Raw genomic sequence first — 22591 nt, forward strand, 5'->3', positions numbered from 1 at the left:
ACGCGATGCGGCATGGCGCAAAAGGCCTGACAGGTTTTTTGATCCAATGGTCAGGCCTTTAGGACAAAAGATGCCCCACTCAGAGACCTGACTCAAGGATTATCAGAGGATCAAGGGCTATACATAGGTCGAAGTGAGCAGGTCCTCAGGCTTGTACTACACGCTGGGATTGCTCGCCTAGCCCCTCGATACCCAAGCGCATTTTCTGCCCTGGACGCAGATAAATCGGAGGCGTCTGCCCCATACCGACACCGGGCGGGGTGCCGGTGGATATCACGTCACCGGGCTGCAGGCTCATGAAGCGACTCAGGTAACTGATCAGGAAAGGGATACGATAAACCATGGTGCGGGTGCTGCCGTTCTGGTAGCGCCGCCCGTCCACTTCCAGCCAAAGATCCAGTTCGTGGGGATCCGAAACCTCGTCGCGTGTTACAAGCCACGGCCCCATAGGACCAAAGGTGTCACATCCCTTGCCCTTGTCCCAGGTACCACTGCGCTCAAGCTGAAACTCGCGCTCGGAGACATCATTGATCACGCAATAACCTGCAACGTGGTTCAAAGCATCCTCCTCGGCGATGTAGCGCCCGCCCCGACCGATCACCACACCAAGTTCTACTTCCCAATCAGTCTTCTTTGAGCCTCGCGGAATCTCCACGTCATCATTCGGGCCACAGATGGCGCTGGTCCATTTGTTAAAGATCACCGGCTCCGGCGGAACCTCAGCGCCGGTTTCCGCAGCGTGGTCGGAATAGTTCAGACCAATACAGATAAACTTTCCTACTCGTCCTACACAAGGCCCTATGCGCGAGTCAGGAGCCACTGCAGGTAAGCTAGCAGGGTCCAATTTGCGCAAACGCTGCAGGCCATCATCCCCTAACTCCTTACCGGCAAGATCATCGATGACTCCAGACAGATCACGCACGATGCCTTCGCCATCAAGCAGACCGGGCTTCTCTTGCCCCGCAGGGCCGAATCGCAGCAGTTTCATGATGAAATAATCTCCTAACAAGAAAAAGAATCAGTTGGCCCAGCCACCGTCAATCAACTGGGCAGTACCTGTAATGAAGGAAGACTCGTCGCAAGCAAGGAAAGTGGCAAGGGCCGCTACTTCTTCGGGTCGACCCAGCCGTCCCATGGGCTGCCGAGCGATGAAGGCCTCCAGCACTTCGGTAGTACTGAGCCCTTCCTGCCTAGCCTGAGCCTCAATGCGTTGACGCAGTGATGGAGAGTCCACCGTCCCAGGACAAATGGCATTACACCGAATACCATGGGTCATGAAATCAGCGGCAACCGCTTTGGTAAGGCCAATCACCGCTGCTTTGGTAGTCCCATACGCAAATCGGTTAGGCACGCCCTTGAGGCTTGATGCCAAAGAGGCCATGTTGATGATGCTTCCCCCGCCGCTATTCAGCATCGCAGGTAGAAAGCTCTGGATGATGTGGTACATAGAGGTAACATTGAGAGCGAAGCTACGCTGCCAAGTGGCGTCGTCGCATTGCAATACACTCCCACTTGGCACCATACCGGCGCAATTGAATAGCACATCAAGGGCTGGCAGATCAGCGGCCAGGCGTTGAATCGCCGCCACATCGGTAACATCCAAGTGACGCACCTCTACTCCTTTTAGGCCCTCCAATGAAGTCGTGTCGATATCAGTGGCAATCACCCTAGCTCCTTCCGCAACGAATCGCTCTACGGAAGCACGCCCGATACCATTGGCGGCTGCCGTCACCAGAGCAGTCTTGTTTTTGAGTCTCATTCGGTAGCGTACCTCTGCGAATCATGGGAACATGCAACAGATTAAACATCCAGACGCCTAATGGCCTGACCATTGACCTCAGTATGTGATGGCACGCGACACTAAGCAATGCCTGAGCAGCATGTTACACAGACTTTTAAGATAAACTTTAGTCGCAAAAGCACTAGAACCGATTAGGCCGTCGCTCAGATCTGAACGGGTCCAAACAAAAGTGGGAGATACACTCATGCCGATTCAAACGATTCGCTCGCAGCGCCTGTATCGCCAGATCGCTGACCAACTCCAACAACTGATCATCGAGGGAGAATTCCCCCCGGGGAGCCTGTTTCCCCCAGAGCGGGAACTCGCACAATCGCTGGGGGTGAGCCGCGCCTCTGTGCGTGAGGCACTAATCGCTCTCGAGGTTGTAGGACAGGTGGAGGTACGTGTTGGGCATGGCGTAGTGATCCTCGAGCCCTACACCCCCGCTAAGGGTTCAGTGATGCAAGCCGCAGTCAACAAAGAACCTTGGGCCATCGATCCGGAGTTCGAGTCCGAGATTGAGATCAATCTTGATGAGGAAATTCCTCCCTTCTCTCTGCTTCAAGCGCGCCGTTACCTCGAACCAGAAAATGCTGCCCTAGCGGCGATGAATGCCAGTGAAAATGACCTGAAGGCTATCCGTGCCGCTTTTGAGCGTAACGTCTACGACAACTCCCATGGTGGCGGTAATGCAGCCGGTGACCGTCTTCTACATATTCGGATCGCCGAAGCCTCGGGCAATGCCGCTTATGCAATTTTAATAAAACACCTCCTTGGCCACCAATATGGGGTGATGTTCCGGCGGCTGCAGGAGCTTTTCATGGAAACCGACATGCCGCGACGCTCTCAAGGCGACCATGAGCGAATTGTCAGGGCCATAGAAGAGCGCGATCCCGAGGCGGCGCGGAGGGCGATGGAAGTCCATTTGGATCATGTACTCAACGTGTTCTTTGCTGAGTAGAACAAGTTCGAATGGGTAGACATGCCAATTTTTTTATTGAGATCATATTAAGAGGGCGAAAGCCCAATCAGAGGCCCCTTTAAGCGACGCTGTTTAAACTCTGCTACAGCAGCCTAACAGCCGCCAACCGGGTAAAATATGGCTTCCTTGTCAACTCTCTTGACCGAGCTATTCGAAAAAGCAGGTTTCTTTCGATTAGGAAGACACCATAACAAGGAGAAGGTAAAACACCGCGCGATTCTAAGTCCAGACTGAGGTACTGGAGCCTTGGCAGCAGTGTAGTACCCGCACGCGTCGTCACATACTACGCTGCTAATATTGAGCGCTCAGAATATTGGAGGTCACTCCACGCGACGGCATCAAATAGTCTTTTCTGCGCTGAAACGCTTTTTTATGGCCAGTTTCCTAGCCCATAGAATCGGACACTAAAAGGGGGTTACGTCGCCCCCAAGGTCCAGCACATCATCTTTTCTCTGATGGGCTAAGAGTGCATCAAGATGATGCTACTCCTCACAAAGCGATGAATATGCGCTCCGACTTCTTGCCTGGTTAGGCACGGCACGCCTGCAGCAGCTGCCGCCCGACGGGGCCAAGCGGCTTCTTTTTGGGCCAGAAGGCGATCAGTTGGCGAACGCCACGAGGCGACAACGAGCGCGTCACCAGATCGGCGTTGAGCTTATTCACCAACGCCAGCGTGGGCACCAGACTGACGCCCACACCGTTAGCCACCATCTGTAGCAACGTGCGTGTATCGCGCACCCAAAAATCGACCTGCACCGCCCCTTCCGATGCATCCAAGGAGTTTGCAAAAATTTGCTGAATCAAAGCCTCACAGCCCCCGGATGACATGACCAACGGGTGCTCAGCCAGCGCTGAGACGCTTACGCTGGCATGCTGGCTCAACGGATGGCTACTGGGCAGCACAGCAACGATCTCGTCTTGTCTGATCAACTGCCAATCAAAGTGCTCACGCCAGTAGCCCAGGTTGAGCCGCGTGGTATCCGTTGTGATGCCAACATCCACCACGCCGCTTTCTACCCACTCCTTGATTTCCTCCTCCACACCTTCCAGCACCAGCCCCATGGCTTCTGGGTATCGGCTCGAAAAGACTGACAGCACCGAGGCTAACCAACCATGCAGCGCACTGGGTATCGCGGCAATCTTGAGCGTCGTGTCGGTTTCATGATGGTGGTGCGATACCTGATGACTGAGCACCTGTAGCTCACCCATGATCTTTCTCGCGCTAGCGAGTACTAACTCACCCAGCGCCGTCGGCTCGACTCCCTGCGGTGTTTTCACCATCAAGGCACCGCCGACACGCTGCTCCAATGACTGCATGGCATGGCTGACCCCTGATTGGCTAACACCCAAACGTTCAGCTGCACGGGTATACGACTGCGCTTCCTCAACGGCCAACAGTGCCCGTAACTGAGCAATGGTGATATCTGCGCCCCGGATCATGACCTCTCCTCATGGCTGGGATGAGCTAATCGAATTTCTCACCGCGCCCTTTCGCTTTTTAAGCTGGTGCCTTTATCGATCATCCTGACGGGGAGCCACCATGTCTATCGCCCTTGCCCTTTTTGCCATGTTGCTGCTTGGCAGTACGCACTTCATCAACGGCCTGCTTTCACGTCACTACCCAGCGCTGAATATTGGTTTATTCACACACCTGGGCGGCGCATTCGTTGCCCTTCCTGGTGCGGTGATGCTCGCCACTTGGGCACCCGGCGTTTGGAAATGGGGCGCCCTGGCGGGTATTGGCTCGGCATTAGGCGCGCTGCTACTCTACTGGGGCCTTTCTCGGGCAGCCTTCGCCCTGGTGGTGCCAGTCAGCTCGGTGGCCATGGTGGTCATCGCACTGGCACTTTCACTGCTGTTTCTGGATGAGCGCCCCGGCAAATGGGTATGGTTTGGCGTGACGGTGGCTCTGCCTGCCATCTGGCTAACAACCGGAGGGAGAACTCCCAAGGCCATGCACGGCACTTGCAAAAACTATAGCGGTTTATGGCTTGGTTTGGGCGCAGGGGCAGGCTTTGCCCTCCAGCTATTCGCACTCGGGCAAGTGCCGGAGCCCGCCGCCGAGTACGGCATTGCCGTGTGTATGCTGGCAGGGGCTGCCCTTCTGCTTCCCTTCTATCGATGCCCCCAGCCAGCCAGTAGACAACACCCGCTGTTCGCTACCGCTGCAGGCGGCATTAGCGCCCTTGGCCTAACGCTGTATGCGCTATCGCGGGAAGGGCAACTGGCCATGATCAGCATCCTGATGGTGTCGCTCTACCCACTCCTTCCCGTGATACTAGGCTCGATGGTGCGCCAGGAGCCAATCAGTGGCTACGCCAAGCTGGGGATCGCTTTATCCATGATGGCGATGATGCTGGTCACGGTGGACAGTGACTAATATCGATACCAAACACACTTTTTTGGATGCACTTTCAGGGAATGGGCTAGCTCCCATCCAGAATAGAAACAAGGGGGTTAACGGCAACTGATACGGTACCTTTTAGGCGTAGTCCCCATCTTTTGCCGAAATGTATTTGAAAAATGGCTTGAACTAGAATAACCACACTCTAAAGAAATATCCGTGATCGACATTGACGTTGATTTCAATAAGCTTTTTGCATAGCTCAAGCGACAGTTACTAATATAACAATAAGGTGCGTACCCAGTTGACTGTTTGAAAGCACGGATGAAATGTGAGGTACTTAAGCCTGCTTCTTCAGCAAGCTCGTCAATGAAAATTGAACTTTTAATCTCACCTTCTATTTTACTTAAAATTCTAGACAAACAAGCTGGCGAAAGCCCGCCCTTAGCGAATTGCACTTTATTACTACCACACCGGAAAACTTCTAACATAATAGCAGTAGCATAGCTTTTCGCCATCAACGGGCTAGTTATATTTTTATAACTCACCTCTTTCGCTATACATCTTGCAGCTTGCTGTATAGTTTCGTGCTCAAAGCCCAGCTTTGGTGTCAACCTAAAACCAAGAGCATTTGAAAACTCATCATCTAACTTTTTTATAAAAGAAACGTCATATTCAATTGACAAGTAAGAGGCTGTAGAATCACCTGTATCCCACCCCTCCCAAGTATAACCAGCTGGCAAGAAGACTAATGAACCAGGCTTTCTGACAACAAAAGGAATTTGACGCCCATTTAAATAATACTCACCACATTCAGCCCTCCCCTTTAAATTCAAATATAGAGTCGGACTTTCTGTAGTTATCGATATTTCTTGCCGCCCCAATCCAGTTCGACAAACCAAACTTGCACATCCTCCTTCCCAAAACGCACTTTCATTTTTTGATATTTTAAAAAAACAATCCTGCTTTAGTTTTAAAGTATTTTCAACATAAGCCATAAACGCACCTTTACGCTAAAAATGAATTCAGCCCAACATACAATCAATTTACATAATATTATATATTATTGGTTACTATATCAACATTAAACCATCAAAGCATTTACCAACATCAGACGTTTTTTTGACATATGAATATAACTAAAGGTGAGGAATAGAAAACATCATCCTATAAAGTTTCATAAACACCATAAACACTTGGTTTTAATTGAAATAATGATTTTCTATGAGGATGTTGCCTAGATCAGTGTGCAACATTAAAACTTTTGATGAAAATTTAAAAAAATAATAATTTTTTGCAAGCCCTATCAAGTCAATAGCTAAATAATGAAGACCTACCGATCTTGCTCTCAACCCAAGACTAAAGACTTGCTCAAAAATTGTCTTTACGCATTAACCCTTGGATTCTATTGACCAAAATTTATAAGGGGATGACTATGGATTTCGAAAAATCATTTCATGAAGAGTGCAACAAAGCCCCTAGATTGAATGAGATGTACGACTTCTTCTCTGACACCGCAGCAGGCTTTTCTGGCATGCCGAAATGTAAGCCTATGATAAAATTCGACTTAATTGAAGAAAATGAAGACCTTATTAAATTTTCTAAACTGCATCAACAATTTTGGGGCGATTTTGATTTACATTACTACTGCAGCATACCTTTCCGCTTAGAAGAAGAAGTAAGAATAGGAGACGCATTGCTAAATTATTCAAAAGAGACTAACCAAGTACTTAATTACTATATTCTAGGTGCAGCAGAGGGTTCTCTAGCTCGCACGCTTGGATACGCTGCTAATGGAAAAATAAAAACCCTTTCTTGCAGTCCAAACATTGAAAACAAAATAAACTTCTATAGTAGAAACTATACAAAAAACTCTACCTTCTTTCTGGGCCCCTTTCACAAAATCAGCCAAAAAATCTTGAAATTTAATTACAGAAACTTTAGCTTTTATAAAGGATTTGATGTTTTAATGGAAGATACCACTTTCCAAATGTACTCTAGCAACCGAGATGGACAGTTAGGCCACATTTGCAAGCTACTTAAAAATGATGGCATTCTTATACTTAACGAAAAATTCAAGGCTAACACGGAAACTGAATATTTAAAACGAGAAAAACAGAAAAATGAAGACTTTAAATCCTTATATTTTGAAAAAGAAGAAATACTCAAAAAAAATGAAACTATTGTAGGCAGAATGTATCATAATGAGGTTAGCATAGAAGAAATAAAAGAGTGTTTAGAAAAGCATTTTATGTATTCAGTAATAACCTGGAATAGCGGAAATTTTTATACAATTGCATCTTCAAACAGTCTCAAAAACCTGTCCAAGTTTATATCTGGAATGTCACCGCCATGCATACCAATAGAATTTTCTTATATTAAAACTCCTTTCACTTTGATAGGTGGTGCTGAAATTAAATTTTCATTTAATAATTTTCAGGAGAAAACATAATGCTCTGGGCTAGCTTCTTAATACTGACAATAGGGCAAGTATTGAGCCCAGGCCCGACTGCATCTCTTGTGATTTTTAGTGGATTGCAAAATGGTTTTAAAAGCTGCTTAAAAATAATACCTGGTATATTTTTAGGTGACTTTTTCTTGATGGCCATCTCATATTTTTTAATTTATTCATTAACTAACCATATGACATTTATAAACAAATATATTACTCTCTTAGGAGGAGGATTTCTTTTGTTAATAGGAATAAAATCATTACTTGAACTAAAGAAAACGCACATCAGGGAGCAGAAGGCACACTTTGAAGGTTCAGGTTTTTTAAATGGCTTTTTAATTACGTCATTAAACCCCAAAGGTTTTATTTTTTTTGCAACCGTCCTGCCTTTATTCATCGTAGATAACGGAAGTTTCTTGATCCAGTATATGATCCTATGCTCCATATTCTTATCAATAAGCGTTTCAACAGATTTATTGTATGCTTATTTGGCATCTTGCCTCGGAAAAAAAATGCCATATACGGTGCAAAAAGCTATGTTAGTTGCTACTGGCTTGATCCTGCTACTCACGGGAATATATTTTCTGACTATTTTTATTGGTGAGCTTTAATTTAAAGCCGCTAATATTTAAACAAGTAGCTCTGTATAAACCATCTCTTAGTTGATATAAAAAAGGATTTACTTTGAACACGCTAAACTCCCTACATCGATAGTGTATTCTTGATACCACATAATCCGATAACTGAAGAGACCGTACTTAACATCTGATCCATTAAAGCATCCCAAAGCTTCTGCATACCCGATGCCACCCTCTCATTACCGTAGCACTAAACTGGATGGTGCGCCAGGAGCCAATCAGTGGCTAAGCTAAGCTGGGCATTGCTTTATCCATGATGGCGATGATGCTGGTGACGGTGGGCAGTGACTGATTTTAGGGCAGCGCTAACATTGGTATTATCCAGGTCGTGTAATAGACTGAGATACAGTAGAGCACGTTACGAGTGACATAATTCGTTGCCATGGCGGCATACAGAAAGGGGCAGGCATGCAATTATATCGAGTCATTACCGAAAAAAACTGGCAGGCGGCCTTACGACTAGGCTATGTAGCACGATGTGGAAACGATAAAAAGGAGGACGGCATTCATCTAAATTTGGCAGAGGCTGTCGAGTACACCGCCAACCGCTATTTCACCGAAGATGAAAAGCCACTGGTTCTGGTCGTTAACACCAAGAGCTTTTCTGAGCGAATAGAATGGCGTGACTCAACCACCACCGAACCCTGGCAAAGGCCGCTAGCCAAAATCGATAACCTGCCGTTGAATACCGTGCTGGGTAGCAATACACTGGCGCTCTTGCAGCACAGTGATAACAAAATTTTAAAATGGAATAAAATTTTAACTAAAATATATTTATAAGCAAAACCAGCATTCTTATCAACAAGCGCACAGAGATTCTAAACAGCTCTACACACTTTAGAAAAATAAAAAATTAAGCAGCATTGGCTTCGATATAACTTACCATATCGCTTCGCTTCTCAACAACTTCCAAGTGAATATCTAAATGTCGAACGACCCCTTCAACCTCTTTTACTCCTTGTAACCTTTTCTTTTTTATATCATATTTTTTATCCATAAGCGCAATCAACACCTGCTTTTCATAATGCCCTTTTGTCATACCTAGATTCAAGCATGAAATCTCAGCTTTATAGATCTTTGCTCCTTTTTGAAATTTAAAAAACTCAGCCACTAAGCAACCACGACTATCAGCAAAATGGAACTTCTTAATAGAATTATAAACTTTCAAGCTTTTATTAAAATCTTTTGAGAGATGAGATCCTTTTTCAATAAAATCTTTTTCTACCAAGTCAACCAAGCTTTCAAGTGGCGCCTTTTCAAGACCTGTTTCACTATAGAACTCTATAAAAGAAAAACAAGAAACTTTTTTCACCACTCTCAAATGAATTTCTTCAAACTTGTACCCTTCCACAATTCTTTTACTACCCAAATAAACCCCTGCTGAAATCTCAAGTTTTTCTGTAGACAGCAGATCGCTTTCATACATTTTCCTTGAATCTATATATTTGCAGGCCATTTCACATGAATACGATGATAATCTTCCCATCGAGAGAGCTTTATCACGATAGATGGCACCAGAGATCTCACTATTCAAAAGTAACTTATAAAAAGTACTGCCTGACTTATCCCTGTAACAGATACCAACACATATTTTTTCACCTGAATCCAATATTGGCTCAAGATATACAGGCCACCAATTTAAAAAAATTTTATTCTTCATACGTTTAACCCAAGCTGTGCATGCCCATGACTATCAAAAGTCTTTTTAATCAATGTTTTTATATTTTTTGATCTAACAAAATAAGCCATGGCTAATCTTTTGCAAAACAGACTTTTGTCAAGCTTTAAGCACTTACTGACATAAAGATAAGAACCCCAGAGTTCATCGTAATTTTTTTTGGGAAAACTTTCAAACGATTTCTCTCTAACATCTTTTAACACTCTTCTCTCCAAGCTGGGTCTTTTTAAACCCACGAACTGGCCAGATACATCTACAAACCAGTTATCATCACCTAGCTCTTTATTTTCTAATAAATCAAAGCCAAATTTACCTCTCTCCTTGCATGCTCGCAAAATTTCTTGGTGATCTATAAAAAAAACTGTACTACCATTGAAAAGTAAGTTCTCATGATGCCTATCTCTATTATCAAGAACTTCATCGAAAACACAAGCGATGGAAACATCTTTGTTTTTAAAGAAATCGTAGCCAAAATTTGAGTCTTTAAACAAACCAGCCGAAACAGCTCTGCTTAAATCAGGATACTCTTTTATTTCCATACCAAAAACATACTTTCCAGAAAAATCCTCTTGAGAAGAGGTTATTCCATAATTTTCGGGAATTTTAACAAGGTATGGTATAGGTACTTTAAGCCCATAAGACTGCGCTACAAAAGAAGCAAAAAATTCCCTTAAAGAATCCACATTATTTATTTTTGGCTTTAAGTAAACACTACTAATAACTCCATTAGAGCTTTCAACATCTCCTTTATATATACCCCAAGTTGATTTGAGCTTAGACTTCTCCATGCCTGCTAACAAAGTTCCTTCAAGAAGAGTTACCGCTGACCTTTTTCTCATATCATACTCCCCAGTTAGCAGGCATATTTAACAATTCTATATTTAGATTAAAAAAAAAGCCACCCGAAAGTCGGGTGGCTTTTTACCTAATCAATTTATTGAAAAATCACTCCCACTCAATCGTAGCAGGCGGCTTACTGCTCACATCATAGGTCACCCGCGACACGCCTTCCAGCTCATTGATAATCCGGTTGGAAACCTTCTCCAGCAGCTCGTAGGGCAGGTGGGCCCAGCGGGCGGTCATGAAGTCGATGGTTTCGACGGCGCGGAGTGCGATGACCCATTCGTAGCGGCGGCCGTCGCCGACCACGCCAACGGATTTCACCGGCAGGAACACGGCGAAGGCCTGGCTGGTTTTTTCGTACCAACCGGCGGCGCGCAGTTCTTCGATGTAGATGGCGTCGGCATCGCGCAGGATGTCGGCGTACTCTTTCTTCACTTCACCCAGAATGCGCACGCCCAGACCGGGGCCGGGGAACGGGTGGCGGTAGACCATGTCGTAGGGCAGGCCGAGTTCCAGGCCGAGTTTGCGCACTTCGTCCTTGAACAGTTCGCGCAGCGGCTCGACCAGCTTGAGCTTCATGGTTTCCGGCAGGCCACCCACGTTGTGGTGGGATTTGATCACATGCGCCTTGCCGGTTTTGGAGGCGGCGGATTCGATCACGTCCGGGTAGATGGTGCCCTGGGCCAGGAATTCCACGCCTTCGATCTTGCTGGCTTCGTCATCGAACACGTCGATGAAGGTGTTGCCGATGATCTTGCGCTTGGCTTCCGGGTCTTTTTCGCCGTGCAGCTTCTCCAGGAACAGCTCTTCGGCGTCCACGCGGATCACTTTCACGCCCATGTGCTTGGCGAAGGTTTCCATGACCTGGTCGCCTTCGTTCTTGCGCAGCAGGCCGTTATCGACGAATACGCAGGTGAGCTGATCGCCAATCGCCTTGTGCAGCAGCGCGGCTACTACGGAGGAGTCTACGCCGCCGGAAAGGCCCAGCAGTACGTGGCGGTCGCCGACTTGCTCGCGTACGCGCTGTACCTGATCTTCGATGATTTGGGCGGGGGTCCACAGTTTTTCGGCTTTACAGATATCCAGCACGAAGTGCTCGAGAATCCGTTGGCCTTGCAGGGTGTGGGTCACTTCCGGGTGGAACTGTACGCCGTAGAACTGCTTCTCTTCCCAGGCCATGGCCGCAATCGGGCAGCTCGGGGTAGAGGCGGTCACGGTGAAGGTGTCCGGGGCCTTGGCGACCTTGTCACCGTGGCTCATCCACACGTCCAGCAGAGCGTTGCCGGTGGCGGGGTCTACGTGGTCCTTGATGTCCTTGAACAGGGCAGTTTCGGCGTCCAAACGGATCTGGGCGTAGCCGAACTCGCGCTGGTTGGAGCCTTCCACCTTGCCGCCCAGCTGCTCGGCCATGGTTTGCATGCCGTAGCAGATACCAAACACCGGCAGGCCCATTTCGAACACGCACTCGGGAGCGCGGGGGGAGTCCAGCTCGGTGACGGATTCCGGGCCACCGGCCAGGATGATGCCGTTGGGGTTGTATTCGCGGATCTCTTCTTCGGTGATGTCGAAGGCGCGGATTTCAGAGAATACGCCGATCTCGCGCACGCGGCGGGCAATCAGTTGGGTGTACTGGGAGCCGAAGTCGAGAATCAGAATCTTGTGGGCGTGAATGTCACTCATGGCGAAGCCTCTATAACGCGGAATGCCCGCATTGGCTAAAAAGCAGACGGCGGGGCAATGCCCGCCGCCGTGTCACTAACTGCGCTGGTTAGCTCACCCGGTAGTTGGGTGCTTCCTTGGTGATCTGCACGTCGTGAACGTGAGACTCGTTGAAGCCAGCGCCGGTAATCTGTACGAACTCGGGCTTGGTGCGCATTTCCTGAATGTCGCGGCAGCCGGTGTAACCCATGGAGGCGCGCAGGCCGCCCATCAGCTGGTGAACGATGGCGCTCATCATGCCCTTGTAGGGTACGCGGCCTTCGATGCCTTCCGGCACCAGCTTCTCGGCACCGGCGTCCTTGTCCTGGAAGTAGCGGTCGGCGCTGCCTTGGCTCTGCGACATGGCACCCATGGAGCCCATGCCACGGTAGGCCTTGTAGGTACGGCCCTGGTACAGCTCCACTTCGCCCGGTGCTTCTTCGGTACCGGCCAGCAGGCCACCTACCATCACGGCGCTTGCGCCAGCGGCAATGGCCTTGGCCAAATCGCCGGAGAAGCGCACGCCGCCGTCGGCAATCAGCGGAATGTCGAAGGGCTTCAGCGCTTCGGCCACGTTGGCCACGGCACTGATCTGCGGCACGCCCACGCCAGCCACGATACGCGTGGTGCAGATGGAGCCGGGGCCAATGCCCACTTTCACGGCATCGGCACCCGCTTCGGCCAGCGCAGTGGCGGCGGCGGCGGTGGCGATGTTGCCGCCGATCACTTGAATCTGCGGGAAGTGTTCCTTGATCCAGCGGACGCGGTCGATGACGCCCTTGGAGTGGCCGTGGGCGGTATCGACGATGATCACATCGACGCCTGCTTCGGCCAGGGCCGCCACGCGGTCAGGGGTTTCCGGGCCGGTGCCCACCGCGGCGCCTACCAGCAGGCGGCCATCGCTGTCTTTGGCGGCCATGGGGTAGGTGCGGGCTTTTTCGATATCCTGGAAAGTCACCAGGCCGCGCAGGTGGAAAGCGTCATCGACGATGAGCATTTTCTCGATGCGGTGTTCGCGCATCTTGGCCTTGCTGACTTCAAGCTCGGTGCCTTCCGGTACGGTGACCAGGCGCTCGCGGGGCGTCATGATGTCGGCCACGCTGTCGCCCACGTTGGGCTGGAAGCGCATGTCACGCTCGGTGACGATGCCCACCAGGGTTTCGCCTTCCACCACCGGGAAGCCGGAGAAGCCGTATTCGCGGGCCATGGCCAGCAGGTCTTCCAGCTTGGCCTTGGGGCTCACGGTGACCGGGTCTTTGACGATCACGCTTTCGTGCTTCTTCACCTTGCGCACTTCCGCGGCCTGCTGGGCCATGGTCATGTTCTTGTGGATGATGCCGATGCCGCCTTCCTGGGCCATTGCAATTGCCAGACGCGCTTCGGTCACGGTGTCCATGGCGGCAGACAGCAGGGGAATATTCAGCGAGAGGTTACGAGTCAGGCGGGTTTTGAGGCTGACATCCTTGGGCAGAATGTCGGAGAAGCCAGGAACGAGAAGTACGTCATCGAACGTAAGCGCTTCTTGGGCCATACGTAGCATAGCGGCAACACCCAATGTAAAGTGGGAAGATGGGGCGTGAAAGGTTAATCGCCCATTATAACGTTTCGAGGGCCACCCCAGCAAACCATCCTGCGATGATCTGCTGAAGGTGGCCCTCTGCGTTGGCCTGGGCGAAGCCCACTGCGGTGTGGCGCGGGCGGTTTAGTCCAGCGCGCGGTCGTCGGCTTCGCTGGGGAAGTCGAGGTCTTCCAGGCGGCCCGTCACCGCCGTGGCGATGTTGGCCAGGTGCGAGGCCACGCGCTTGTAGTGGCGCGCCAGCAGCGAGTAGGCCACGGCTTCGTGGAACTCGATGCTGTCCTCTTCCCGCAGCAGGGATTCGATCAGCTCGTCGCTGATGTGACGAATCTCCCGGGTGGCAGTGATGATGCCGTGGGCCTTTTTCTCGTCGGAGTTGCGCGTGGCCGCAATCAGCTCGCTGAACAGCCCCCGCAAGCGCTCGGAGATGCTGTCCAGGGGCTTCTGGTAACGGTCTACATGGAAGCCTTCGGTGTAGAACGCGCCTACCTCGAAGACGTTCTTGCAGTAATCGCCGATACGCTCGGCGTCCTTGGCCACGCTCATCAACGCCAGGCAAATGGCCACGTCGTGGCCGGGGTTGACGGTCAGGTGGCGCAACACCTTGCGGCGAATCGAGCGCTCCAGCTCGTTGACCGCCACGTCGCGCTCGTACAGAGGCGTGCGTACGTCCTCGGCGGCCACGGTGCTGTACAGCACCTCGTTGGCCCGTGAGAACATCCAGGCGCCATGCTCCAGCATTTGGGTCAGGTCCGCATAGGCCTGGTCGATGCTGGTTTCCGAGGTAAGCGCACTAAAAAGCTGTTTGAACATGGGGAAACCTCTCAACTGGCCGCGCTTAGCGCAGGCGGATAAAGAATTCGGTCAGCGTGATGCCCACCAGCGGCACGATCAGGAACACACCGATCAGGAACAGGAACGCATAGCGAATGTGCTGCCCTGCCAGGCGGCCATACCAGGTGGCAATACGCAGCGGAATGACCCGCAGCGGCCACCAGATCGCGGTGCCGGTAAGGTTGAAGATAACGTGAAACAGCGCCACCGTCATCGCCGCCGCAATCGGGTTGGCGGTCGCCGCCAGTACGCTGGTCACGGTGGTGCCCAGGTTGGCCCCCATCATGAACGGCAGTACGCGGCGCAGGCGCACCACCCCTGCCCCCGCCAGCGGCACCATCAGGCTGCTGGTGATCGAGCTGGACTGCACCAGCACGGTCGAGACCACACCCACGCCGTAGGCCCGCGCATCGGTACGAAAGAAGTAGGTGCGGAACAGGCCATCCATATGGCGCAGCAGCGCGCCGCGCAGGTTCTGCACCATGAACACCAGGGCAGTGAACATCAGCAGCAGGCCGATGCCTGCCACCATCAGCCCAGCGGCGGCGGTGGTGGGCATCAGCGCCGCGCCCAGCCAGTTGGCGGCATCTACCACCGGGGCGGTAATGATCTTGATAGGGCTGTTGGGGCGGGCGACTTCTTCCAGGCCAATCAGGTCCGCCAGCCAGGCCGCCAAACGGGTGAAGATGCCGTAGCCACGCTCGTGGAACATGCCGGTCAGCCACTCCACCGGGAAGATCAGCAGCACCGTGAGGATGTTGAACAGGTCGTGCATCAGCGCCGCGGTGAACGAGCGGCGGAAGTTACGCTTGATGCGCACGTTGGCCAGCGCCACGATGACGCCCGTGACGGCCGTGCCGATATTGGCCCCCATGATGGCGAATACCGCCGTGCCCAGGGTCATTTCGCCACTGGCCACCAGGGTCACGATCAGCGCCGAGGTGAACGAGGAGCTCTGCACGATCATGGTGACCAGCACGCCCGCCATCAAGGCGATGAAGGGGTTCTGGCCATAGGCGAAGGCGCGGGTCAGAACGTCGCTGTCGCTGCCGAAGGTGCCTAACCCCGCACCCAGAACGTTCAGAGCAGCCAGGAACAGATACAAGCACAAGCCAGCGTAGATACCTCTTAGCCAGGCGGGCACTTCGTGAGGCGCTTGGCGAGCCAGCGCAGGACGATCTTGTGAAGGTCCGAGATTCGACATGAGCAATCTGCCCTGTTGGTGAACATCTATTGTGACGCTTTCGTGACACTTTTGTGTCGGCGGGCACCCTAGCATGGTTTTGTGACATTTTGATGACGTTTATCTTGCAGCGCCGCCTTCCGCGCGCATGGTACGCCAGAGAGCCCGTCAAGGCCATTGCTGTGCGCCCTGCACGTATTGTCTAATAAGCGGCCGCATCCCCGCTTTCACCCGCGACTGGAAACTCCCATGAGCGCTCCCAACGCCCCCCTGCTATCGGTCAGTCAACTCAACCTCAAGGCGCGCAAGGCGCTGGAGAACGACCTGGGCGATGTGTGGGTGGAAGGCGAGCTTTCCAACGTGTCGCGCCCGGCGTCCGGGCATATCTACTTCACGCTGAAAGATGACCGCGCCCAGGTGCGCTGCGCGCTGTTTCGCCAGCGGGCACGGTTCGTCTCGGCCCCGATGCGCGATGGCGACCAGGTCAAGCTGCGCGGCCGGGTCTCGCTGTTCGAGCCCCGCGGCGATTACCAGCTGATCGCCGACGCCGTGCAGGCGGCGGGGCTGGGCGAGCTGCTGGCGGCCTACGAGCGCTTGAAGGCGCAGCTGGAAGGCGAAGGGGTATTTGCCAACGCCCGCCCCCTGCCCTTTCCACCCCGCAAGCTGCTGATTCTGAGCTCCGCCAGCGGCGCCGCCATCCGCGATGTGCTGGCGGTGCTGGCAGCGCGTTGGCCATTGGCCGACGTGACGTTGATTCCCGTGCCGGTTCAGGGCGCAGAGGCAGCCCCGGCGATGATCTCTGCCCTGGCGCTGCTCAACCGCCAGACGCGACTCGACCCCGCCCAGGATGCGGTGCTGATCACCCGAGGCGGCGGCAGCCTGGAAGACCTGTGGGCGTTCAACAACGAGCACTTGGCCCGGGCCATCTTCCACTCCCGTTTGCCGGTGATGTCTGCCGTGGGCCATGAGGTGGATGTCACCCTGGCGGATTTCGCCGCCGACATGCGCGCCCCTACCCCTTCCGCCGCCGCCGAGCGGCTGGTGCCCGACCAGCACGCCCTCAAGCGCCAGCTTCGGCAAGCCGAACAGCGCCTGCAGCGCGCCCTGCAAACCCGCCTGGAGCGCGATAGCCAGCGGCTGGACGCCCTGCGCGCTCGGCTCCGCCACCCGGGAGAGCGGCTGGCCCACCAGCGCCAGCACCTGCAAGCCCTTACCCAGCGGCTAGCGCGCGCCATGCAGTTCACGCTGAGCCAACAGCAGCGCCAGCTTGGCCAGCTCGGCCGCCGGCTGGCCAGCCAGGACATGGCCCGGCTGCACCGGGCAGAAAGTGAGCGCATCGAACGCCTGCAACGCCGCCTGGCCAGCGCCATGCAGCGCCAGCTGGAAGCGCGCCAGGCACGCCTGCACAGCGCCGCCCGGGCACTCAACGCGGTCAGCCCGCTGGCGGTACTAGGCCGTGGCTATGCCATCGCCCAGGACGAACAAGGCCAGATCGTGCGCCGCGCCCAGGATACTCAGCCGGGCCAGCTGCTCAAATTGAAGCTGGGTGAGGGGCGATTGAACGTGGAAGTAAAACGGCGCTATCAGAAATAGCGCCGCACGGGTGATTACTTTTTGTCCGATGACTCGTCCGGGGAAGGATTGACGTGATGGGTATCCGGCATCGGGTTGGCGTCGCCGTGATGATCGTCGCGCTGGTCTTTTTTCTGTTCTTGCTTCTGGTCGTGTTTATCCGGGGACATGCTACCTCCTGATCCTTGGTGGTGTGTGTTGCCTCCCTCACTATAGCCGCTCCCCGTCCGCTTGCCATGAAGGCCGCACCGCAGGGCCGTGTAATGCCCTGCCTGGTTTTCAGGCTTCTCTTTCCAAAGCAGCGAGTTACCCCCTTCCCGGCCCGTTTGGCACCCACTCATGCAGTGTTTAAATAGCATTTATTAATTGTCGCTATCGGCAGTGAATGGCCTGCTCCGGCATTTGCCCCGGCCTGCGCCTTTGGTCTACGTTGTAAGCACGGCGCTGGAGCGCTCTGCACCCCAGGATGCGGGTGGTAGCGCTCATCGCAGCGTCGTGTGTACTTGCCTTCATGAAATGAGTACTTGCCTTCATGGAAGGAGTTACGTGTCTGTGCCTAAAAAGGAGTGACCGCACATGAGCGACCAACAGCAACCCCCACAGCATCAGCAAAAACAGCCGGGCGATGAGCATGCCATGCGCCCCGAGCCCGAGTACATTCGCGACAGCTATCGCGGTGCCGAGAAGTTGCTGGATAAAGTGGCGATCATCACCGGTGGCGACAGCGGCATCGGCCGAGCCATTGCGGTGCATTACGCCCGTGAAGGGGCCGACAGTGTGATCGTGCACCTCAAGGAGAGCCGCGACGCCGAAGAGACCAAGCGGCTGGTAGAGGCCGAAGGCCGCCGCTGCCTGGTGCTGAAAGGCGATGTGGCCGCGCCCAGCTTCTGCCGAGAAATCGTCAACCGCACCCGGCAGGAGTTCGGCAAGATCAATATCGTGATCCACAACGCAGCCGAGCAGTACGACTGGGACGACATCACCGATATCCCGGACGACCAGCTGCAGCGCACCTTCCAGACCAACGTGTTCAGCCACTTCTATCTGACCAAGGCGGCGCTGCCTCACCTGAGCGAAGGCGACACCATCATCGCCACCTCCTCCATCAATGCCTTCAAGGGCAATGACACGCTGATCGACTACACCGCCACCAAGGGCGCCATTCAGGGGCTGATACGCTCGCTGGCGATGTCGCTGATGGACCGAGGCATCCGTGTCAACGCCGTGGCTCCCGGCCCCATCTGGACACCGCTGATTCCGGCCAGCTTCGATGAAGAGAAAGTCGCGGAGTTCGGCAATCAGGTGCCGATGAAACGCGCCGGACAGCCCAGTGAAATCGGCCCGGCCTACGTGTACCTGGCCTGTGAAGAGTCATCCTACATGAGCGGCCAAACACTGCACCTGAACGGTGGCGTGATTCTGAATACCTGAGCAGCCTTCCGGGGCGGCTCCTCGCCGCCCCTTCGCGGGTGCCTCGCTGCGCTCGTTACCACGCGCTACGATACTGCTACTGGCTCTTCACCCCTCACTCCTCACGCCAATACTAACCCGCCAGATTTTTCACCAGCACCTTGGATTTACGGGCGTGGTTGTAGGCCTCGCGTTTGAGGGGGGGCAGGTCTTCCAGGCTGGCGGCGCGGAAGCCGCGCTCCACGAACCAGTGGGCGGTATGGGTGGTGAGCACGAACATATCGGAAAGCCCCCGCTGGCGGGCGCGTCGCTCCAGGGCTTCGACCAGTCGCTCGCCGCGCTCGCCGCCCCGGTAATTGCCATGCACGGCCACGCAGGCCAGCTCGCCCACGGTGGTCTCGGGGAAGACGTGCAGCGCCGCACAGCCGATCACCATGCCGTCGCGCTCGATGACCATGTAGTCGTCGATTTCATGCTCCAGGCGCTCCCGGGAGCGGGCCACCAGCATGCCGCGCCGCTCCAGAGGCTCCAGTAGCTCCAGCAGGCCCGCCACGTCATTGAGCGTGGCCGGGCGAAGCTGCTCGTAGCGGTGCTGGGTGATCATGGTGCCCACGCCGTCGCGGGTGAACAGCTCCCCCAGCAGCGCATCATGGTTGCGCCAGGAGAGCAGGTGCGTGCGGGCCACGCCTTCCCGGGCGGCGGTGCAGGCGGCGTTGAGATGGCGCGCCAGCTCGCTACCGGGCACGGCCTGCTGCAAGCGCGGTTCGGCTTCGAAAGGTGAAAGCTGGCGCAGCAGTGCGCCCTGCTCGTCTTCCAGGCCTTCGGATTCGCCCAGCAGAATCAGCTTGTCTGCCTTGAGCGCCACGGCGGCGTGCTGGGCCACTTCCGAGGCGTCCAGATCGAACACTTCTCCGGTGCTGGAGAACCCCAGCGGCGGCAGCAGCACCAGCGAGCCCTTCTCCAGCAGCCCTTCGATGGCGCTGGCGCGCACCCGGCGCACCTCACCGCTGTGATCGAAGTCTACGCCTTCGCGCACGCCCAGCGGCTTGGCGGTGACCAGATTGCCGGAAATCACGCTCAGCTCCACGCCGTGCAGCGGCGTGCTGGGCAGCCCCAACGAGAGCCGCGCTTCCAGCCAGAGCCGCTGGTGCGCCGCTACCTGCTCCACATGGGCCATCACGGCGCGGTCGGCGACCCAGCGGCCATCCACCCGAGTGGGCTCCACACCGGCGGCCGTCAACGCCTCATGCACCTGGGGGCGAATGCCGAACACCACCACCAGGCGCACGCCCAGCGTGTGCAGCAAGGCCAGATCCTGAATCAGCTGCTCTCCTCGGCCCGACGCCATGGCTTCGCCTTCAATCAGGATGACAAAGGTTCGCCCCCGGTGGGCATTGATGTACGGGGAGGCATTACGAAACCAGTCGACAAAGGGGAAACGTGTGTCCAAGGGCCGCTCTCCGGCAGCAGGTGAATGAAAGTGATCACGCTTACTTTAACAGAGCATAAAAAACAGCGGCACCTTCTATTGCAGCGATCTCCTGTCGAGACCGGCTGCCGAAGGTGCCGCCGTATACCCGCCAAGCGTTAGCCTGGGGAGAGGTGTATCAGCCGAACATGCCCTTGAACATGAAGAAGAACACGATGGCCAACCCCGCCCCGGCGGGCAGGGTAATCAGCCAGGACATGACGATGGTGCCGATCACCCGCAGGTTCAGCGCCGCCATGCCGCGGGCCAGGCCCACGCCGAGGATCGCCCCCACCAGCGTGTGGGTAGTCGAGATGGGTAGCCCGGTGCCCGAAGCCAGCACTACGGTGGTGGCTGCCGCCAGCGTGGCGGCAAAGCCACGGCTGGGGGTCAGTTCGGTAATGCCGGTGCCCACGGTGGCGATCACCTTATGGCCGTAGGTCACCAGGCCCACCACGATGCCGCCACCGCCCAGCACCAGCACCCACCAGGGCACCAGCGCGGCACTGTCGATCACGCCGTCGCTGCGCACCACGCTGATCACCGCCGCCAGCGGGCCAACGGCGTTGGCCACGTCGTTGGAGCCGTGGGCAAACGCCATGGCACAGGCAGTGAAGATCATCAGCACGCCGAATACCCGTTCCACGTTGGCATAGCCGAAGTGGTCGCTGGCGCTCTGCACGTACTTGATACGCCGCTGCATGACCACCCCGACGCCCATGATCACGATGCCGATCAGAATCGACAGCAGGAAGCTCTGGCCAAAGCTCAGGTCGAGCCCCACGTGGGTCAGCCCCTTGGTGAGGGTGACCATGGAAACGATGAAGCCTACCAGGAACACATAGCCCGGCACGTAGCGCTTGGCGGCGGCAAACGGGTCCTGGTTCTCGAAAATCAGGTACTGCACCGATTTGAACAGCACGAAGCCGATGGTGCCCGCCAGCAGCGGCGAAATGACCCAGCTGGAAGCAATGGTGCCCACGCGGCTCCAGGCCACGGCTTCCACGCCCAGTCCCACGGCACCAAAGCCCACGATGGCGCCCACGATCGAGTGAGTGGTCGACACCGGCCAGCCTCGGGCCGAGGCAATCATCAGCCAGATACCCGCCGCCAGCAGGGCCGACAACATACCGTATACCAGCAGCTGCGGGTTGGCTTCCAGCAGTGCCGGGTCCAGCATGCCGCCACGAATGGTGGCGGTGACTTCGCCCCCGGCCAGCCAGGCCCCCAGAAACTCGAAAATGACCGCAATGATGATGGCTTGCTTGATGGTGATCGCTTTCGATCCCACCGAGGTGCCCATGGCGTTCGCCACGTCGTTGGCACCCACGCCCCAGGCCATGAAGAAGCCAAACAGGCAGGCCAGAATGATAAAGATGTCGCCGTGCTGAGCAATAATCTGCATGGGAGCCCCTTAGCGTGCGGTCAGGATCTGCAGGCGGCTGCCCACGCGTTCGGCGCGGTCGGAGACTTCGCCGACCCAGTCGATGATCTTGTAGAGAAAGATCACATCCACGGGGGGAAGCTGGCTTTCCAGCTCGAAAAGACGGCGGCGAATCGCCACCTGCTGATCATCCGCCTGGTGCTCCAGCACGTGCAGCTCGCGGATCATGTTCTGCATCACGTCCGAGACGTTGCGCCCAAAGCCGGACTCCAGCAGGTCCTTCAACTCTTCCAGCGCCTGGCGCGCCTGGGCCACGCAGGCCACACTGGTGGCCATGTACTCGCGCATCAAATCGGCCAGCTCGTCGGGCACGCGCATTTTACGGCCCAGCATGATGCCGGTAATGTCACGCACCTTGTTGGCGATCTTGTCCTGTACGCTGATCAAATCGAGCAGGTCCGAGCGCGAGACCGGCAGAAACATGCTGTTGGGCAGGTTGAGCCGCAGCTCGGTCTTGAGGGTGTCGGCTTCGTGCTCCAGAGAAGTCACCTGCTCGCGCAGCTCGGCGGCGGCGTCCCAGTCACCGGCAAGGGTCGCTTCGAAGAACGGCAGGAGGAGGTCGGCGCATTCATTGGCCTTGACGATGTGGGCCAGCAGCGGCTGGAATGGCGAGCGGCCAAACATCGCGGAAAAAGGGTTGGAGGTTACCATAGAGCCTTTAGCCTGTTTTCGGGGAGCCTGGAAATGGC

At 54.7% G+C, this 22591-nt stretch carries 21 protein-coding genes; 7 read left to right on the plus strand and 14 right to left on the minus strand.

Going from position 1 to position 22591, the window contains the following annotated elements:
* Positions 1 to 145 precede the first annotated feature (145 nt).
* Both FEU76_RS08430 and FEU76_RS08435 read right to left on the minus strand, forming a co-directional pair.
* Positions 146 to 988: a fumarylacetoacetate hydrolase family protein gene (locus tag FEU76_RS08430; protein ID WP_144982112.1), complete on the minus strand. Its 843-nt coding sequence runs from the start codon at positions 986 to 988 to the stop codon at positions 146 to 148.
* A 30-nt stretch (positions 989 to 1018) separates the two neighbouring features.
* Positions 1019 to 1759, minus strand: coding sequence for an SDR family oxidoreductase (locus FEU76_RS08435; protein WP_144982115.1), 741 nt, complete (start codon positions 1757 to 1759; stop codon positions 1019 to 1021).
* Between the two features lie 226 nt (positions 1760 to 1985).
* Between FEU76_RS08435 and FEU76_RS08440 the strand changes: the two genes are divergently transcribed.
* The gene (locus FEU76_RS08440) at positions 1986 to 2741 is read left to right on the plus strand and encodes a FadR/GntR family transcriptional regulator (protein WP_144982118.1); all 756 of its coding nucleotides are present in this window, start codon (positions 1986 to 1988) and stop codon (positions 2739 to 2741) included.
* A gap of 549 nt (positions 2742 to 3290) precedes the next feature.
* On the opposite strand, the gene FEU76_RS08445 is transcribed toward FEU76_RS08440, so the two are convergent.
* On the minus strand, positions 3291 to 4202 hold the full coding sequence (locus FEU76_RS08445) for a LysR family transcriptional regulator (RefSeq protein WP_144982121.1): 912 nt from the start codon (positions 4200 to 4202) through the stop codon (positions 3291 to 3293).
* A 100-nt stretch (positions 4203 to 4302) separates the two neighbouring features.
* Here FEU76_RS08445 and FEU76_RS08450 point away from each other — a divergent pair, with 100 nt between their 5' ends.
* A complete protein-coding gene (locus tag FEU76_RS08450) occupies positions 4303 to 5142 on the plus strand; it encodes a DMT family transporter (protein WP_144982124.1) in 840 nt (279 codons plus the stop codon).
* A 77-nt stretch (positions 5143 to 5219) separates the two neighbouring features.
* Here FEU76_RS08450 and FEU76_RS08455 read toward each other — a convergent pair whose 3' ends face one another.
* Complete coding sequence (locus FEU76_RS08455; RefSeq protein WP_144982127.1) at positions 5220 to 6104, minus strand: helix-turn-helix domain-containing protein; 885 nt, start codon at positions 6102 to 6104, stop codon at positions 5220 to 5222.
* Between the two features lie 437 nt (positions 6105 to 6541).
* Here FEU76_RS08455 and FEU76_RS08460 point away from each other — a divergent pair, with 437 nt between their 5' ends.
* The 3 genes from FEU76_RS08460 to FEU76_RS08470 all read left to right on the plus strand — a co-directional run bounded on the left by FEU76_RS08460 (position 6542) and on the right by FEU76_RS08470 (position 8976).
* Positions 6542 to 7558 (plus strand): class I SAM-dependent methyltransferase, encoded by a 1017-nt coding sequence (locus tag FEU76_RS08460; protein WP_144982130.1) that lies wholly within the window; start codon positions 6542 to 6544, stop codon positions 7556 to 7558.
* Entirely contained in the window at positions 7558 to 8169 is a 612-nt protein-coding gene (locus tag FEU76_RS08465; protein WP_144982133.1) for a LysE family translocator, read from the plus strand. The genes FEU76_RS08460 and FEU76_RS08465 overlap by 1 nt, the downstream gene beginning before the upstream one ends.
* Positions 8170 to 8604: 435 nt before the next feature.
* Complete coding sequence (locus FEU76_RS08470; protein ID WP_144982136.1) at positions 8605 to 8976, plus strand: DUF952 domain-containing protein; 372 nt, start codon at positions 8605 to 8607, stop codon at positions 8974 to 8976.
* A gap of 73 nt (positions 8977 to 9049) precedes the next feature.
* On the opposite strand, the gene FEU76_RS08475 is transcribed toward FEU76_RS08470, so the two are convergent.
* The 6 genes from FEU76_RS08475 to FEU76_RS08500 all read right to left on the minus strand — a co-directional run bounded on the left by FEU76_RS08475 (position 9050) and on the right by FEU76_RS08500 (position 16029).
* Entirely contained in the window at positions 9050 to 9856 is an 807-nt protein-coding gene (locus FEU76_RS08475) for a hypothetical protein (protein WP_144982138.1), read from the minus strand.
* The gene (locus tag FEU76_RS08480) at positions 9853 to 10713 is read right to left on the minus strand and encodes a hypothetical protein (RefSeq protein WP_144982141.1); all 861 of its coding nucleotides are present in this window, start codon (positions 10711 to 10713) and stop codon (positions 9853 to 9855) included. Before FEU76_RS08480 ends, FEU76_RS08475 begins: the two co-directional genes overlap by 4 nt.
* Positions 10714 to 10819: 106 nt before the next feature.
* The gene (gene guaA, locus FEU76_RS08485) at positions 10820 to 12397 is read right to left on the minus strand and encodes a glutamine-hydrolyzing GMP synthase (RefSeq protein ID WP_144982144.1); all 1578 of its coding nucleotides are present in this window, start codon (positions 12395 to 12397) and stop codon (positions 10820 to 10822) included.
* A gap of 88 nt (positions 12398 to 12485) precedes the next feature.
* On the minus strand, positions 12486 to 13955 hold the full coding sequence (gene guaB / locus FEU76_RS08490; protein ID WP_039183498.1) for an IMP dehydrogenase: 1470 nt from the start codon (positions 13953 to 13955) through the stop codon (positions 12486 to 12488).
* Between the two features lie 162 nt (positions 13956 to 14117).
* A complete protein-coding gene (locus FEU76_RS08495; protein ID WP_039183500.1) occupies positions 14118 to 14804 on the minus strand; it encodes a phosphate signaling complex PhoU family protein in 687 nt (228 codons plus the stop codon).
* A 25-nt stretch (positions 14805 to 14829) separates the two neighbouring features.
* Positions 14830 to 16029 (minus strand): Na/Pi cotransporter family protein, encoded by a 1200-nt coding sequence (locus FEU76_RS08500; protein WP_260851380.1) that lies wholly within the window; start codon positions 16027 to 16029, stop codon positions 14830 to 14832.
* Positions 16030 to 16257: 228 nt separating this feature from the next.
* On the opposite strand from FEU76_RS08500, the gene xseA reads away from it, so the two are divergent.
* Entirely contained in the window at positions 16258 to 17601 is a 1344-nt protein-coding gene (gene xseA, locus FEU76_RS08505; RefSeq protein WP_144982147.1) for an exodeoxyribonuclease VII large subunit, read from the plus strand.
* Between the two features lie 14 nt (positions 17602 to 17615).
* Here xseA and FEU76_RS18730 read toward each other — a convergent pair whose 3' ends face one another.
* Positions 17616 to 17750 (minus strand): hypothetical protein, encoded by a 135-nt coding sequence (locus FEU76_RS18730; protein ID WP_260851381.1) that lies wholly within the window; start codon positions 17748 to 17750, stop codon positions 17616 to 17618.
* A gap of 406 nt (positions 17751 to 18156) precedes the next feature.
* Here FEU76_RS18730 and FEU76_RS08510 point away from each other — a divergent pair, with 406 nt between their 5' ends.
* Positions 18157 to 19011, plus strand: coding sequence for an SDR family oxidoreductase (locus tag FEU76_RS08510; RefSeq protein WP_039183505.1), 855 nt, complete (start codon positions 18157 to 18159; stop codon positions 19009 to 19011).
* A gap of 112 nt (positions 19012 to 19123) precedes the next feature.
* On the opposite strand, the gene argA is transcribed toward FEU76_RS08510, so the two are convergent.
* The 3 genes from argA to FEU76_RS08525 form a co-directional block, all read right to left on the minus strand.
* The gene (gene argA, locus FEU76_RS08515) at positions 19124 to 20440 is read right to left on the minus strand and encodes an amino-acid N-acetyltransferase (RefSeq protein ID WP_039183507.1); all 1317 of its coding nucleotides are present in this window, start codon (positions 20438 to 20440) and stop codon (positions 19124 to 19126) included.
* Positions 20441 to 20597: 157 nt separating this feature from the next.
* Complete coding sequence (locus tag FEU76_RS08520) at positions 20598 to 21863, minus strand: inorganic phosphate transporter (protein WP_144982150.1); 1266 nt, start codon at positions 21861 to 21863, stop codon at positions 20598 to 20600.
* A gap of 9 nt (positions 21864 to 21872) precedes the next feature.
* Positions 21873 to 22553 (minus strand): TIGR00153 family protein, encoded by a 681-nt coding sequence (locus FEU76_RS08525; RefSeq protein WP_039183511.1) that lies wholly within the window; start codon positions 22551 to 22553, stop codon positions 21873 to 21875.
* Positions 22554 to 22591 lie beyond the last annotated feature (38 nt).

The organism is Halomonas sp. C22 (assembly GCF_007655045.1).
Lineage (GTDB): Bacteria > Pseudomonadota > Gammaproteobacteria > Pseudomonadales > Halomonadaceae > Vreelandella > Vreelandella hamiltonii.